General features: G+C 68.1%; 15 protein-coding genes. 7 read left to right on the top strand and 8 right to left on the bottom strand.

What is annotated here, in order from left to right; all coding sequences use genetic code 11:
* Positions 1-196: 196 nt before the first annotated feature.
* On the bottom strand, positions 197-517 hold the full coding sequence (locus M9978_RS09950; protein ID WP_254292881.1) for a PilZ domain-containing protein: 321 nt from the start codon (positions 515-517) through the stop codon (positions 197-199).
* A gap of 93 nt (positions 518-610) precedes the next feature.
* Positions 611-1,834 carry a tyrosine--tRNA ligase gene (tyrS, locus tag M9978_RS09945; RefSeq protein ID WP_254292880.1) on the bottom strand — a complete coding sequence of 408 codons (1,224 nt, stop codon included), beginning with the start codon at positions 1,832-1,834 and terminating at the stop codon, positions 611-613.
* Positions 1,835-1,878: 44 nt separating this feature from the next.
* On the opposite strand from tyrS, the gene M9978_RS09940 reads away from it, so the two are divergent.
* The 6 genes from M9978_RS09940 to M9978_RS09915 are packed head-to-tail and all read left to right on the top strand — an operon-like array spanning position 1,879 to position 7,687.
* Entirely contained in the window at positions 1,879-2,412 is a 534-nt protein-coding gene (locus M9978_RS09940) for a DOMON-like domain-containing protein (protein ID WP_254292879.1), read from the top strand.
* Positions 2,409-3,605 carry an exo-beta-N-acetylmuramidase NamZ family protein gene (locus M9978_RS09935; RefSeq protein ID WP_254292878.1) on the top strand — a complete coding sequence of 399 codons (1,197 nt, stop codon included), beginning with the start codon at positions 2,409-2,411 and terminating at the stop codon, positions 3,603-3,605. The genes M9978_RS09940 and M9978_RS09935 overlap by 4 nt, the downstream gene beginning before the upstream one ends.
* Positions 3,606-3,627: 22 nt before the next feature.
* The gene (locus M9978_RS09930; protein WP_436977180.1) at positions 3,628-4,794 is read left to right on the top strand and encodes a hypothetical protein; all 1,167 of its coding nucleotides are present in this window, start codon (positions 3,628-3,630) and stop codon (positions 4,792-4,794) included.
* Between the two features lie 36 nt (positions 4,795-4,830).
* Positions 4,831-5,934 (top strand): DUF2336 domain-containing protein, encoded by a 1,104-nt coding sequence (locus tag M9978_RS09925; protein ID WP_254292876.1) that lies wholly within the window; start codon positions 4,831-4,833, stop codon positions 5,932-5,934.
* On the top strand, positions 5,931-7,298 hold the full coding sequence (locus M9978_RS09920; RefSeq protein ID WP_254292875.1) for a sensor histidine kinase: 1,368 nt from the start codon (positions 5,931-5,933) through the stop codon (positions 7,296-7,298). The genes M9978_RS09925 and M9978_RS09920 overlap by 4 nt, the downstream gene beginning before the upstream one ends.
* A 32-nt stretch (positions 7,299-7,330) precedes the next feature.
* On the top strand, positions 7,331-7,687 hold the full coding sequence (locus M9978_RS09915) for an MmcQ/YjbR family DNA-binding protein (protein WP_254292874.1): 357 nt from the start codon (positions 7,331-7,333) through the stop codon (positions 7,685-7,687).
* Between the two features lie 367 nt (positions 7,688-8,054).
* On the opposite strand, the gene M9978_RS09910 is transcribed toward M9978_RS09915, so the two are convergent.
* Both M9978_RS09910 and gltX read right to left on the bottom strand, forming a co-directional pair.
* On the bottom strand, positions 8,055-9,329 hold the full coding sequence (locus M9978_RS09910; protein ID WP_254292873.1) for a citrate synthase: 1,275 nt from the start codon (positions 9,327-9,329) through the stop codon (positions 8,055-8,057).
* 28 nt (positions 9,330-9,357) lie between these two features.
* Positions 9,358-10,788 carry a glutamate--tRNA ligase gene (gltX, locus tag M9978_RS09905; RefSeq protein ID WP_254292872.1) on the bottom strand — a complete coding sequence of 477 codons (1,431 nt, stop codon included), beginning with the start codon at positions 10,786-10,788 and terminating at the stop codon, positions 9,358-9,360.
* Between the two features lie 27 nt (positions 10,789-10,815).
* Between gltX and M9978_RS09900 the strand changes: the two genes are divergently transcribed.
* Positions 10,816-11,724, top strand: a complete 909-nt coding sequence (locus tag M9978_RS09900; RefSeq protein WP_254292871.1) for a hypothetical protein — start codon at positions 10,816-10,818, stop codon at positions 11,722-11,724.
* Here the strand turns inward: M9978_RS09900 and M9978_RS09895 are convergent.
* Genes M9978_RS09895 through M9978_RS09880 form a run of 4 tightly spaced genes read right to left on the bottom strand, consistent with a single transcriptional unit; the run spans position 11,688 to position 15,015 of the window.
* Entirely contained in the window at positions 11,688-12,095 is a 408-nt protein-coding gene (locus tag M9978_RS09895) for a GFA family protein (protein WP_254292870.1), read from the bottom strand. The two genes, M9978_RS09900 and M9978_RS09895, sit on opposite strands and share 37 nt — an antisense overlap.
* Before the next feature lie 20 nt (positions 12,096-12,115).
* Positions 12,116-12,790 carry a transcriptional repressor LexA gene (lexA, locus tag M9978_RS09890; RefSeq protein WP_254292869.1) on the bottom strand — a complete coding sequence of 225 codons (675 nt, stop codon included), beginning with the start codon at positions 12,788-12,790 and terminating at the stop codon, positions 12,116-12,118.
* Positions 12,791-12,847: 57 nt separating this feature from the next.
* Positions 12,848-14,032: a molybdopterin molybdotransferase MoeA gene (locus M9978_RS09885; protein WP_254292868.1), complete on the bottom strand. Its 1,185-nt coding sequence runs from the start codon at positions 14,030-14,032 to the stop codon at positions 12,848-12,850.
* A 41-nt stretch (positions 14,033-14,073) separates the two neighbouring features.
* The gene (locus M9978_RS09880) at positions 14,074-15,015 is read right to left on the bottom strand and encodes a PilZ domain-containing protein (protein ID WP_254292867.1); all 942 of its coding nucleotides are present in this window, start codon (positions 15,013-15,015) and stop codon (positions 14,074-14,076) included.
* Between the last annotated feature and the right edge of the window lie 51 nt (positions 15,016-15,066).

Below are 15,066 nucleotides of genomic sequence, written 5' to 3'. Positions count from 1 at the left end.
GAGCGAGGTGGCGGCCTCGTGACCGACGAATGACGCCGCCCAGCGCCAAAATGCGCCCGCCGCTTCGGTCGCCCGGAGATGAACGCTGGACCGCGTCACCTCGCGCAGCACGGGCCACCAGCCCGTGCTGCGCGAGCTTCCTTGCCAGCGCCCATCTCCGGGCGATCCCGGCCGTTGCCGGTTATCGGTCTGAACCCTATTTCTTCATTAGCTGGGCGAGCAGCTCGTAATAGCTGGCGAGATCGATCGCTGTCTCGAAATTGACGCCCATCCGGCCGCCCAGGCACCAGCGGATTTCGGCGACGGCGACGCCCACCACCGGGAGCATGATCCGCAACCGGTCACCCTCGGCGAAATCGGCGTCGCAGCGTGCCATCAGGCCGTGGGGGGAGAGGTTGACGACGAGCAATGTGTGCGGCCGGGCGTCCGGACCGAAGGCGCGGGCGCGGTAATGGACCTCGTCGCGGTCCGCCACACGCCGTTCGTCAGCCGTCACGGTCGAGAAATGGTACGTCACAAGCGCCCCAGCTCTTTGGCCCAAGCCATTGGAAGCAGGTGGTAAGCGCCGGATGTAAACGCCACCGCAACCGGCGTGGTTACCGAAAGGCTATCAGACAGGATTCAGCAGGCCGTGATGCTTCTTGCCGGCCGAGACGCGAACCTGCGCGGCGACCGTAACCGTCGCGGCCTCGTCACTGACCTTTTCGCCATCGATGCGCGCGCCGCCGCCCTTGATGAGTCGCCGCGCCTCGCCCTTCGACGCGGCGAAGCCTAGACCTACCAGCGCATCGACCACGCTGATCTCGCCACCGACGTCGAGCGTCGGGAGCGAGTCGCCCGAGCTGCCTTCCTCGAACGTCTTGCGCGCGGTCTCCGCCGCTGCTTCGGCTGCGTCGCGCCCGCGGCACATCGCGGTCGCCTCGGTGGCGAGGATCTTCTTGGCCTCGTTGATCCCAGCGCCTTCGAGCGCTTCGAGACGCGCGATCTCGTCGAGCGGCAGGTCGGTGAACAACCGCAGGAACTTGCCGACATCGCGGTCGTCGGTGTTGCGCCAGAATTGCCAGTAATCGAAGGCGGGCAGCTGATCCTCATTGAGCCACACCGCGCCCGACATGGTCTTGCCCATCTTGCCGCCGTCCGCGGTGGTGATCAGCGGGGTGGTGACGCCATAGACTTCGGCCCCGTCGGCGCGGCGCGACAGCTCGATGCCGTTGACGATATTGCCCCACTGGTCCGACCCGCCCATCTGCAGCCGGCAGGCGTAGCGGCGGTTCAATTCCAGGAAGTCATAGGCCTGGAGGATCATGTAGTTGAATTCGAGGAAGGACAGCGATTGCTCGCGGTCGAGCCGCAGCTTGACGCTGTCGAACGAGAGCATGCGGTTGACCGAGAAATGCTGGCCATAGTCGCGCAGGAAGGGAAGATACTCGAGCGCGTCGAGCCAGTCGGCATTGTCGAGCATGACCGCGTCGGTGGGACCGTCGCCGAATGTGAGGAACCGCTCGAACACGGTCTTGATCGAGGCGATGTTGGACGCGATCGTCTCGGCCGTCATCAGCTTGCGCGCTTCGTCCTTGAAGCTCGGGTCGCCGACCTTGCCGGTGCCGCCGCCCATCAGCACGATCGGCTTGTGCCCGCTCTGCTGGAGGCGGCGCAGGAGCATGATCTGCACGAGGCTGCCGACATGCAGCGAGGGCGCGGTCGGGTCGAAGCCGATATAGCCGGGCACGATCTGTTTGCTCGCCAGCGCGTCGAGCGCAGTGGCATCGGTGACCTGGTGGATGTACCCACGGTCGGACAAAAGGCGGAGCAGATCGGACTGGTATTCGGTCATGGTGGCGGCGCGGTTAGCATGGAGGAACGGCTTTGGGGAGAGTGTTGGCGAAGCGCGGGCTGGTGGCGCATCCAGGCAGCGAAGCGCCACCGATATCGATCGGCACCAAGCTGATGATGCTCAGCCGCGACGTGTTGCGCATCGAGTACGCGCTGACCGGCGAACTCGATCGTGTCGTGATCCCGCCGTCCGTGATTGGCGACCGAGCGGATGGGCTGTGGCAGCATACATGTTTCGAAGCGTTCATCCGGGTGCCGGGTGTCGGTTATGTCGAGCATAACTATTCGCCGTCTGAGAATTGGGCGGCCTACCGGTTCGATGGCTATCGCGAAGGAATGCAGCCCGCCTACCCATCGCCTTACATCCATGTCGAGCGCGACGATGGCAGGCTGGGTCTGACCGCTTATGTCGAACTGGGCGCCTTGTCCGCCTGGCCAGATGCGATCGGCCTGTCCGCGGTGATCGAAGAAGCCAACGGCACCAAATCCTATTGGGCGCTGAAACACCCTCCGGGCAAGCCCGACTTCCATCATCCGGATTGCTTTGCGCTCGAACTCCCGGCACCTGTCCGCCCATGAACTTCGGTATCGACCGGCTGCTCGCCGACCCCGCGCTTCTCGATCAACTCAAGGGGCGTCGCGTGGCGCTGCTCGCGCATCCTGCCTCGGTGACGGCGGATCTGACCCACTCGCTCGACGCGCTGGTCGCGGCGGGAGTCAATGTCTCGGCGGTGTTCGGGCCGCAGCATGGCGTGCGCGGCGACCTGCAGGACAATATGATGGAGTCGCCGGACTATACCGACCCCACTTACGGGGTGCCGGTGTTCAGCCTCTATGGCGAGGTGCGGCGGCCTACGGGTCAGTCGATGCACACGTTCGACGTTATGCTGGTCGACCTGCAGGATGTCGGGTGCCGTATCTACACCTTCGTCACGACCCTGCTCTATGTGCTCGAAGCGGCGGCGGCGCATGGCAAGTCGGTGTGGGTGCTCGACCGGCCAAATCCGGCGGGGCGGCCGGTCGAGGGACTGACCTTGCTGCCCGGCGGGGAGAGCTTTGTCGGGGCGGGGCCGATGCCGATGCGGCATGGCATGACGCTGGGCGAGATGGGGCACTGGTTCATCGATCATTTCAAGCTCGACGTCGACTATCGCGTGATCGAGATGGAAGGCTGGTCGCCCGATGACGCGCCGGGCTTTGGCTGGCCCACGGATCGCGTATGGATCAACCCGAGCCCCAACGCGGCGAACGTCAACATGGCGCGCGGCTATGCCGGGACGGTGATGCTGGAGGGGACGACGCTTTCCGAAGGGCGCGGGACGACGCGGCCGCTTGAGCTGTTCGGCGCGCCGGATATCGACGCCAGGGCGGTAATCGCCGAGATGCGGCGGATCGCGCCCGAATGGCTGGCGGGCTGCACGTTGCGCGATTTCTGGTTCCAGCCGACCTTTCACAAGCATGTCGGACAGCTGTGCCACGGCGTGTTCATTCATGCCGAGGGGGCGGGATATGACCATGCGGCGTTCCGGCCGTGGCGAGTGCAGGCGCTGGGGTTCAGGGCGATCCGCTCGCTCTATCCCGACTATGATCTGTGGCGCGATTTTCCGTATGAATATGAGTTCGACAAGCTGGCGATCGACGTTATCAACGGCGGGCCGGGGCTGCGCTTATGGGTCGACGATGTCGGCGCGGCGCCGGGCGTTCTCGATGCGGCGGCGGGGGCGGACGAGACCGCATGGGAAGAAGTGCGACGGCCCTTCCTTCGCTACTGACTTTGCCCTAACCGATTTGCCGATGTTGGCGGGGCTCATTTTCGCGACCGAGGATGCGGGCGACCGGCCGGGGGTGCTGGCCGCGACGCTGCCTTTTGGCGGCATGACGTTGCTCGAATATCAAGCGCGGCTGCTGGTCGGAGCGGGGGCGGGTCATATCCTGGTCGCGGTGACGCGCATGACCCCGGCGCTGCTCGGCGCGGTGAGCCGCGCGGCGAAGCGCGGGGTGCCGGTCGATGTCGTGCGCTCGCCCGAGGAGGCGGCGGCCAAAGTGCACCCGCTGGCGAGCGTGGTGGTGGTCGCCGACGGGCTCGTCACCACGGACGATGTCGTCGATCGCGTCGCGGGCGAGGGCAAGGATGCGGTGGTGGTGACGCAGGAGCCGTCGGCCTCGCTCGAACGGCTCGACGCGCGCTATTGCTGGGCCGGCGTGGCGCGCGCGCCGGCGCAGCGGCTGGCCGATATCGCGGCGTTCCCCGCCGATTACGACTTCCAGTCGACGCTGCTGCGCGCGATCGTGCAGGCCGGGGCCGAGCAGATCCCGCTGCCCGCCAGCGCGGTGCGGGCGGGGCATGGCGTCGAGCGCGAGGGCGCGGCGCTCGCCTCGCGCAGCAATGCGGTGCTGGCGGCGCTGACCGAGCGGCGGACGAGTTGGGCCGACCGGCATGTGTTCACGCGGATCGCGCGGCTGGTGCTGCCCAAGGTGGTCGAGAAGGCGCTGCCCGGCTGGCTGCTGACTGCGGGCGGCGTGCTGCTCGGCGGCGGCGCGGTGGCGCTGGTCGCGGCGGGCTGGCCATGGGGCGCGGCGGTGGCGCTGCCCGGCGTGGCGGCGCTGGCGACCGGCGCGGCGCTGTCGGCGCTGCGCGGCGAGGACAAGCGGGCGAGCGCGCAGGAAACGCTGATCGCGGTGATTTCCGCCGTCGTGCTCCTGGCGCTGGGGGCTGCCGAATCGCGTGCCGACGCGACGTGGGACGGGTTGATTCTCGCGCTGGTGACGGTCGCCGCGACGGCGATCGGCGAGCGCACGCAGGCGCGGGTGCGGCGCTGGTGGGGTTCTCCGGCGGCCTATCTGCTGCTGGTGGTGCCGTTCGCGATTGCCGGGCGGGTGAGCTGGGGACTGGCGGCGGTGGCGGCCTATGCCTTCATCACGCTGGCGGCGGCGGTTGAGAGCCGGCGGGAAAAGCCTTAATCACAACGTAACTTAACATCCGCTAGTCGAGAGAGCATGTCCGACCCCAATGTCGACATGAGCGATGGCGCCCAAGACGGCGCCTGGACGCTGATCGCGCATGCCGCGGCGGTGGACCATGCCTCGCGTCACGGGCTGGACGTGGCGATCGACGATTTTTTCCTGCCCGATGACGGGCGGATCGAAGAGCGGACCCGGCTGGCGCTCGCGCGCCTGTTGCGCGCGCTGATCGAGACCGTCGGAGGCGAAGTGGTGGGGCACGCCGTGCGGCTGCTTCGCGTGCAGGGCGAGGCTGCCAAGGCCGAGGCATTGGGCGGCGTGGACTTGCTCGATCGGCTGCGTGGCCCGGGCGTGTTGTGCGACCGTGCCCTGATCGCCGAGCTGCTCGGGCGCGTGCGGCAGGAACTCCTGGCCGGCTTCATGCCGGCGCAGGCGCCCGACGAACCCGACCGGCCGAGCCTGATCAACCGGTTCGTCCAGCATGGCGACCGCGTGCTGGCGCAAGCCGCTCTTGCCGTACTGACTGCCGAGAGTCGCCGCCGCGTCGTGCGCGAGGCGGGGCCGCTCGCGCAATCCGATCTGCCGGCCGAGCTGCATCACCGGCTGGTGTGGTGGGTCGCGGCGGCGCTGCGCGAGGAGTGCTTGACGGCCGAAGGGTCGCAAGCGGCGCTCGATCGCGCGCTGGCCGAGTCGGCGCAGCGCAGCCTGGCCGCGCATGACGAGGGCGACCGGCTGGAAGCGGCGGTGATGCGGCTGGCGGTCGCGGTCGACGCACAGGCCGACGAGCTGGTCGAGCTGATGATCGAGGCTTTGGGCGACCGGCGCGTAACGCTGTTCGCGGGGCTGCTCGCCCATGCGCTGGGCACCGAATATGAGCTGGCGCGCGACATCGCGCTGGACGCCGATGGCAGCCGGCTATGGATCGCGCTTCGCGCGCTGGAGTTTGGACGCGAAGCGATCGCACGGATCGGCGTCGCGTTGAGCGAGGCCGACCCACGCCGCGATGTCGAGCGCTTTGCCGACCTGCTCGACGTCATCATGGCGATCGAAGCGGGCGCGGCGCGCGAGGCGCTGTCGATGCTGCGGCTGCCGGCCGATTTCCGCGCGGCGATCATGGATGTGGAAAGGCGGGCGCGATGAACGCGATCGACCCCCGTCAGCCGATGGCGATGGGCCGCCTCGGGCGCGACGGGCGGCTGTTGGACGCCGAATCGCGGCTTGCGGACCTCAACGCGCGCGCCGGGGGCAAGGCTGGCGCGCCGCTGGCGGTACCGCAGATCGCCTCGATCGCACGGCTCGCGCAGCGGCTGGGCATCGCCGTGTCGCGCGGCATCGTCGCGGCCGATGGCGAGGACGATATCGACCTGTGGGTGCGCGCCGAGCCCGATGCGGACGGCGTGCTGCTCGAGGTCAGCGGCTGGCGGCCGCGCGCGGCATGGCATGCCCCGATCGAGGACGCGGCGCGCGAGAGCGATTTCCTGCGCGTGGAGGCCGATTGGGTCTGGGAGACCGATGCCGCAATGCGGATCTCGCATCTGTCGATCGAAGCGGGCGCGCAGCACGGTTTCGATGCCGGCGCGATGCTGGGTCAGCCGATCACCCTGCTGTTCGCGCTGGAAGCGGATGAAGAGGGGGCGCTGCCGATCCTGAGCGCGGCGGCGGGGCAGACTCGATTCGAGGGGCAGGTCGCCGAGCTGCGCGGCACCGGCAAGCGCGTCCGTCTCTCGGCCACGCCGCGGATCGACGCACAGGGGCGGTTCGCCGGCTTTACCGGCGCGGCGGCGATGATCGACCCGGCCGAGACGGGTGAGGCGCTCGACGCCGGCTTCAGCGGCACGTTCGGCCAGCGGCTCGACCGCGCGCTGCGGTCGCCGCTGAGCCGGATCATCGCCAATGCCGACAGCATCAGCGCGCAGGTCGACGGGCCGTTGCGCGCGGACTATGCCGAATATGCCAATGACATCGCGAGTGCGGGGCGGCACCTCATGTCGCTGGTCGATGACCTTGCCGATCTGAGCGCGGTCGAGCGCGAGGATTTCGCGATCGAACCCGAGCCGCTCGACCTCGCCGATCTCGCCCGGCGCGCCGCCGGGCTGCTCGCGGTGCGCGCGAGCGAGGCCGAAGTGCGGATCGACAAGCCGAAGACCGAAGAGACGCTGCCGGTCACCGGCGAATTCCGCCGCGTGCTCCAGATCCTGGTCAATTTGATCGGCAACGCGCTCCGCTATTCGCCGCCGGGCGGGATGGTGTGGGTGCGGCTGGAGCGCGAAGGTGCGCTCGGCTGTGTCATCGTCGCCGATCAGGGCAAGGGCATCGCGTCGGAGGATCAGGTCAGGATCTTCGAGAAGTTCGGCCGGGTCGATCCGACCGAGCCGGGCGGCAGCGGGCTGGGCCTGTACATCGCGCGGCGGCTCGCGCGGGCGATGGGTGGGGATATCACCGTCGACAGCGCGCCGGGACAGGGCGCGCGCTTCGTGCTGACACTGCCGGTCCGCGAGGGCTGACGCCCGCTGGTCGGGGTGATAGGCTCCGGCAAATGAGCAACAAGATCATCGATGACGTTCGTGCGTGGGGCCTGACGCTGCCCGGCGCGCATCTCAAATCGCCTTGGCCCGAGCATTCTGACCTCGCCGTCAACGACAAGACCTTCGCCTATCTTTCGACCGGCGACGCGTTCCGCATGTCGGTGAAATTGCGCTTCACCAGCGAAGTCGCGCTGGATCTGCCGTTCGCGACGCCGACGGCTTATGGCCTGGGCAAGAGCGGGTGGGTGACATTCGAGCCGGAGGATAGGTCGATCCCGGACCTCAAGCAGCTCAGGGAATGGGTCGAGGAAAGTTACCGCGCCCAGGCGCCGAAAAAGCTGGTCAAGGAACTCGACGCGCGCGACTGACGGTTTCGGACGGCGGTTGACCGTGCCGCGAAGCCGTGACACACGCGCCGCCATGAACATGCAGGTCCGCCACAGCTATCGATATTACCGCGTCATCTGATTGACGGGGCGATGGCGTGCGTCCCGGATGCGGACGGCGAGACCGGCGGAAGCGGTGCTTCCACTTCACCAGCATCTAATCGCGCGAACATCGCCCTTCTTCGGGAGGGTAAAGCCGGTAGTTCCGGCAGCCGGTCTGTAAAACCGGTCCTTCGGGGAGTGGAGCGTAACCACACCCTCCCACCAGCTTCCGGCGCTGCGATTCGTGAACAAAAAAGGCCCGCCGGATCGCTCGGGCGGGCCTTTTGCATTTAGGTTTCAGTGAAGCTCAGCGCTTGTCCACCGCCACATAATCGCGCTGCGTCGGGCCGGTGTAGAGCTGGCGCGGGCGGCCGATCTTCTGGTCGGGATCGCTGATCATCTCGTTCCACTGCGCGACCCAGCCGACGGTGCGGGCGAGCGCGAACAGCACGGTGAACATCGTCGTCGGGAAGCCGATCGCCGAGAGGATCACGCCCGAATAGAAATCGACATTCGGGTAGAGCTTCTTCTCGGCGAAATAGTCGTCCTTGAGCGCGATCTGCTCGAGCTCGCGCGCGGTGTCGAGCACCGGATCGCTGATGCCGAGCTTGTCGAGCACTTCGGTCGCGGCCTTGGACAGCACCTTCGCGCGCGGGTCGAAATTCTTGTACACGCGGTGGCCGAAGCCCATCAGGCGGAACGGATCGTTCTTGTCCTTGGCGCGGGCGATATATTCGGGAATTCGCTCGGGGCGGCCGATCTCGCGCAGCATGTTGAGCGCGGCCTCGTTTGCGCCGCCATGTGCCGGACCCCAGAGACAGGCGATGCCCGCCGCGATGCACGCGAACGGATTGGCGCCCGAAGACCCTGCAAGGCGCACGGTCGAGGTCGAGGCGTTCTGCTCGTGATCGGCGTGCAGGATGAAGATCTTGTCCATCGCCGATTCGATCACCGGATCGACCTCATACGCCTCGGCCGGGACGCCGAAGGTCATGCGCAGGAAGTTGCCGGTGTAGGACAGCGAATTGTCCGGATAGAGGAAGGGCTGACCGATCGAGTATTTGTAGGCCATCGCCGCGATCGTCGGCATCTTCGCGATCAGCCGGTGCGACGCGACCATGCGCTGGTGCGGGTCGGAAATGTCGGTCGAGTCGTGGTAGAAGGCCGAGAGCGCGCCGACCACGCCGCACATGATCGCCATCGGGTGCGCGTCGCGGCGGAAGCCGCGATAGAAGGTAGCCAGCTGCTCGTGCAGCATCGTGTGGCGGCTGATCGTGTAGGTGAACTTTTCGAGCTCGGCCTTGCTCGGCAGCTCGTGGTTGAGCAGCAGATAGGCGACTTCCATGAAGCTCGACTGTTCGGCGAGCTGATCGATCGGGTAGCCGCGATGAAGCAGCACGCCCGCATCGCCATCGATATAGGTCAGCCCCGATTCGCACGAGGCGGTCGAGGTGAAGCCCGGGTCATAGGTGAACATGCCCGTATTGGCATAGAGCTTGCGGATATCGACGACCTCCGGACCGACGCTGCCCTGTCGAACCGGATAATCCTTGCCGGCGAAATTGAGGGTGGAGTCGGTCATTGGCATCGTCCTTTCTTCAGCCTTCGGTTCACTCGCCCGGGGAGGCCGTAACCTGATCGGCAATCCGGCCCAGGCTTTCCTCGCGCCCCAAAAGGACGAGGACGTCGAAGATGCCGGGGGATGTGCGCCGCCCTGTGAGCGCCGCGCGGAGCGGCTGTGCCACCGCCCCCAATTTGACCCCCGCCGACTCCGCCACCTGGCGTACCGCCGTTTCGAGCGCTTCCGTATTCCAGTCTGCGACCGCGTCAAGTGCGGCGTGGAGCTGGCCCAAAAGGCTTTGTGCATCGCCCCCTAGCAGAGCTTGTGCATCTGCGTCCATTTCAAGGGGGCGAGTGCGAAAGAGAAAGGCCGCGCCGTCTGCGATTTCAAGGAGATTCGCGGCGCGCGGCTTCAATGCGCGCATGCTGCGTTGCAGTAGTTCACGCTGCTCGAGCGTCGATTCGAAGGGTAGGAATGGTGCCGAGAGTTCGGCGAGTCGCGCATCGTCGGCGGCGCGGATGTAATGGCCGTTGAGGCTGTCGAGCTTCTTGAGATCGAAGCGCGACGGGCTCTTGCCGACGCCGTCGAGCGTGAACCATTCGATCGCCTGTGCGCGGTTGATGATCTCGGCGTCGCCATGGCCCCAGCCGAGGCGGAGCAAGTGGTTGAACAGCGCTTCGGGCAGGACGCCCAGTTCGTCGCGATACGCCTCGACACCGAGCGCACCATGGCGCTTGGAGAGCTTCGCCCCGTCCGCGCCGTGGATCAGCGGGATGTGCGCATAGGTCGGCTCGGGCCAGCCCATCGCACGGATGATGGTCAGCTGGCGGAAGGCGTTGTTGAGGTGATCGTCGCCGCGGATGACATGGGTGACGCCCATGTCGTGGTCATCGACCACCACCGCCAGCATATAGGTCGGCGTGCCGTCAGAGCGCAGCAGGATCATGTCGTCCAGTTCGGCATTCTGGACGGTCACCTCGCCCTGGACGAGGTCGCGGACCGTGGTCGCGCCGTCACGCTCGGCGCGGATGCGGACGACGTGCGGCTGATCGAGCGGGCCGTCGGTGCGGTTGCGCCAGGGGCTGCGGATGCGATAGGGCTTCTTGGCGGCCTGCGCTTCCTCGCGCTGCGCGGCGATCTCGTCCTGGCTCATCCAGCAGCGGTAAGCGTGGCCGGATTCGAGCATGGCGTGGGCGACTTCAGCGTGACGCGCGGCGCGGGCGAACTGATAAACCTCGTCGCCGTCCCAATCGAGCCCAAGCCAGCGCATGCCGTCGAGGATCGCCGCGATCGCAGGCTCGGTCGAGCGGGCGCGGTCGGTATCCTCGATCCGCAGCAGGAACTTGCCGCCATGATGGCGCGCGAACAGCCAGTTGAACAACGCGGTGCGCGCGCCGCCGATGTGCAGGAAGCCCGTCGGTGACGGAGCGAAGCGCGTGACGATAGCGGCACCGTGGGCCGGTTCAAAACTTGCGCTCAACCGCGCGTCCTTCCAAGCTGGTGATCGATGGCCAGTACAGCCCCGAGCGCCCCTAGCACGGGGTTCGGGCCGCTTCAAATCGCGGGGCGGTTGCGATTCCGGGCGGGGATCGAGGCCTGGCTGGAGGCCGAGCGCGGGCAGCTGTTCCTGTGGGTGCCCGTGATGCTGGGGGCGGGGATCGCCGCATGGTTCGCGCTGCCCGATGCGATGCGCTGGGGCGCGGCGGTGCTGGGTGCGCTGGCACTGGCGGTCGCGGGGCTGGCGGCGAGCGATGGCGGGCGCGCGGCGCGGGTGGTGACGGCGGGCGCGTTCCTGACAATGGTGGCGGGCGGGCTATGGTTCGCTTTGTGGCGGACGCGCGTGCGGTTTGCCGGGCTGGTGCCGGCCGCGATTGGCGCGCTGTGGGCGCTGGCGACGCCGACGCCGGACCTGCTGGTCACTGGCGACGGGCGGCATCTGGCGATCCGCACCGACGCGGGAGCGATGGCGCTGCTGCGCGACCGGGCGGGCGATTATGTGCGCGACATGCTGGCGGAGAATGGCGGGGTCGACAGCGAACTACCCGCGCTGGCCGAGCAGGATGGCGCGCGCTGTTCGCCGGATGTGTGCGTGGTGGCGGTCGAGCGCGGCGGGCGGCGGTGGCGGATCGCGGCGACGCGGAGCGACTATATGTTGCCGTGGGAAGAAGTGATCGCGCTGTGCCGCTCGGTCGATATCGTGGTGGCGGACCGGCGGCTGCCACCGGGTTGCAAGCCCAAATGGCTGAAGTTGGACCGGGCAGCGCTGGCGAAGAGCGGTGGGCTGACGATCACCTTTGCCGGCGGGACGGTGCGGACGGTGCGACGACCGGGCGACCGGCACCCCTGGCTCGCGCCCGTGAAGGTAATGGCGCCGCGGCCTCACGGCCCCGGGAAGCGCTCGAATTCGGGCACTTGATGCGTGTTCTTCATCCAGCCGATGCGCTCGGCGGTCTGGATGTGCGCGACGGCGGGGATTGCGTCGGGATCGTCGAGCGTCGCGGCCTGGATGTCGACCAGCCCGGGCAGGTTCTGCGCGTTGCGGTAGAACAGGCCGGTGCCGCAGGTTTCGCAGAACCAGCGGCGGCCATGGTCGGACGAGGCATATTCGCGCGCCTCGCCCCGAGTGACACTCAGCGCGTTCGTGGCGAACATCGCCCACCCGACCATCGGCGCGCCGGCCGAGCGGCGGCAGTCCGAGCAATGGCACAGCGCCTGCCCGCCATGCAGCGGATCGCCTTCGAGCGAATAGCGGATCGCGCCGCAATGACAGCCACCGGTCAGGGTCATCCTGGCTCTCCCGATGTCGCTTAGTAGCGGCGCAGCAATCCCGCGAGCTTGCCCTGCACGCGCACCTGATCCGGGCGGTAGCGCTGCGGGTCATAGGCGCGGTTGGCCGGGTCGAGCCGGACCATCGAGCCTTCGTTGCGGAAATATTTGAGTGTCGCCTCGGCGTCCTCGATCAGCGCCACGACGATCTCGCCATCGCGCGCCGTTTCCTGGCGGCGGATCAGCGCATAATCGCCGTCGAAGATACCGGCCTCGACCATCGAGTCACCGGCGACTTCGAGCGCATAATGCTCGCCCGAGCCGAGCAGCGCAGCGGGGACGGGCAGCATCGTCGAACCTTCGAGCGCCTCGATCGGCACACCGGCCGCGATGCGACCGTGCAGCGGGATTTCGATCACGTCGTTGGCGGGCCGAGCCGCAGGGCGCGCCAGCGTGACCACATTGTCCTTGGCCGGGGCGGCGGGCTTCTTCGTCTCGCCGCGCTCGGGCATCTTGATCACTTCGAGCGCGCGCGCACGATTGGCGAGACGGCGCAGGAAGCCGCGCTCCTCGAGCGCCGAGATCAGCCGATGCACGCCGGACTTGGACTTCAGGTCGAGCGCCTCCTTCATCTCCTCGAACGAAGGCGACACGCCGGTCTCGTTCAACCGGTCGGAAATGAAGCAGATCAGCTCATGCTGCTTCTTCGTAAGCATCGGACGTCCTCCATCCAGAACAGACGCGGAACGTTTACGCCTTGTTCCCGAGATGTGTCAAGCGATCTGTAGGATTTCCACCGTGTTGCCCGGTTGTGCCGCCGGCGCGTGCGGCTGGCGCACGATCAGACAGTCGGCGCGGGCGAGCGTGCGCAGCATCGAGCTGTCCTGGATCGCCGCCGCGACCACCCGTCCGTCGCGGTGCGCGGCGCGCATATAGTCGGCACGTGGGCCGTTGGCGGGGAGCGGCTCGCCGAGGATCGCGGGGACGGTGCGCGGCAGCGGTTCGGCGGCGCCGGCGAGGTGCGCGATCAGCGGGCGCAGGAACAGGGTCGCGGTGACGAAGGCGGAGACCGGGTTGCCGGGCAGGCCGAGCACGATGGCGTCGCCTAGCCGTCCCGCCATCAGCGGTTTGCCCGGGCGGATTGCGACCTTCCAGAAATCGATTGCCGCCCCGGCTGCCTGGAGCGCCGGGCGGACGAGGTCGTGATCGCCGACCGAAGCACCCCCGGTGGTGACGAGGATGTCGGCGCGGATCGCGCGGAAGGCGGCTTCGAGTATGTCCTGCCGGTCGGGCAGGATGCCGAGATCGATGAGATCGACCGGCAGGTCGGCGAGCTGTGCCGCGAGCATCGTGCCGTTGCTTTCGGGGAGCTGGCCGGGGGCGAGCGGTTCGCCCGGTGCGCGCAGCTCGTCGCCGGTCGCGGCGATGGCGATGCGGATGCGGCGGCGGACGGGAAGGGTGGCATGGCCCGCCGTCGCAGCGATGGCGATGCGCGCCGGGGTGAGGCGCTGACCGGCCTCGATCAGCGTCTCGCCCTCACGGAAATCGAGACCGGCCTCGCGGACGTTGCGGCCCAAAAAGGCCGGACCTTCGCTATCGAGCATCAGCGCGGCGCCGTCGCGCGCCGCTTCCTCCTGCACCAGCACCGTGTCCGTGCCCGGCGGCAGCGCCGCCCCGGTGAAGATGCGGACGGCCTGCCCGGCGGCGGCCTCGCCGGCAAAGGGCCGTCCGGCTGCGCTCTCGCCGATCATCTGCCACGGGCCGGGCATGTCAGCAAAACGGATCGCATAGCCGTCCATCGCCGAGAGCGGCAGCTCGGGCTGGGTGCGGCGCGCGATGACCGGCTCGGCGGCCCAGCGCCCGGCCGCCTCGCGCAGCGGCGCGTGCTCGACCGGCAGCGCAGGAGCGAGCGCGAGCAGGCGGGTTTGCGCCTCGGCGACGGGAAGGAGATCGGCCATGGCGGGAAGCGTTAGCGCGCTGCCCGCACCGGGTCGAGCGCTCAGCGCGGGCGCACGGCCTCGGTCAGTTTCGCCATCTCGTGCGGGCGCAGCGGCACGCGGAATTCGGCGATGTGGCGGGCGCCATGGCATTCGATCACGCGGATCGGCCAGCCGCCGATCTCGGGCAGCGACATCCACAGCGACGAGAGCGGGGCGAATTCGGTCGCGCTCTCGAACTCGACCAGCGCGTTGCTGAGCGCGGAGAGCTGGGCGTTCCACCAGCTCACGCCAGAACGGACGTGCGTCGGCAGGTCGAGCCGCAGCGCGTCCTTGACCGCGCCGAGCGCGGACGGGGGCAGATCGATGGTGGGGGTAGCGGCGCGCGGGGTGCTGTTGGCGACCTTGCGTAGCCACGGCATCAGCGTCTGCCAGCCAAGCTCCTCCGCAAAGGCGACGCCGGCCTGGCCGCGTTCGGTCCAGCGCACCTCGCCGACCAGCGGGCGCAGGCCGTCGAGCGTCAGTTCGACCGCTTCGCCAACGGCGAGCGGGGCGCGCGTCTCGATGCCGATGCCAGCGGGCGAGAGGTTGCGAGTCCAGCCGAAATCGGCCTGGCCCGAATGGCGGACGCATAGCCGCTGGCGCAGCTCGATGCGCGGCATCTGGCGGCGCTCGGCGGGCAAGGCGGCGAGGCACCGCGCAAGCGCACCGACCACGTCCAGCGGTTGATCGAAGCGAAAGGCGAGCCGGGCGGGGTCGTGGCCGTCGATCCAGCCCTCGGCGGCGAGGCCGAAGGGCAGCTCGATCGTGGCGCGCTCGCCATGGCTGACCGGGCCGGTGACGGTGAGGCTGAGTCCGCCCGAGGTGATGCGGTGGACGAAACAGTCGCGCTTGCCGTCGGGGCCTGACAACAGGGCGGGAGCAGCGTCCTCGGGTGCGCCGGGCGGAGAGGAATCGAGTTCATTGGACAGCGAAAAGATCGCCGAACGCGCCGGAATAGTCATGTTGCCCCCGAGATGGTCCGGCAAGAATCGGGCCGAAGGCGTCAAGATTCG

This window comes from Sphingomonas tagetis, assembly GCF_024211275.1.
Lineage (GTDB): Bacteria > Pseudomonadota > Alphaproteobacteria > Sphingomonadales > Sphingomonadaceae > Sphingomonas > Sphingomonas tagetis.
Note: the sequence above shows the minus strand (reverse complement) of the source record. Positions and strands in the feature narration are given on the sequence as shown.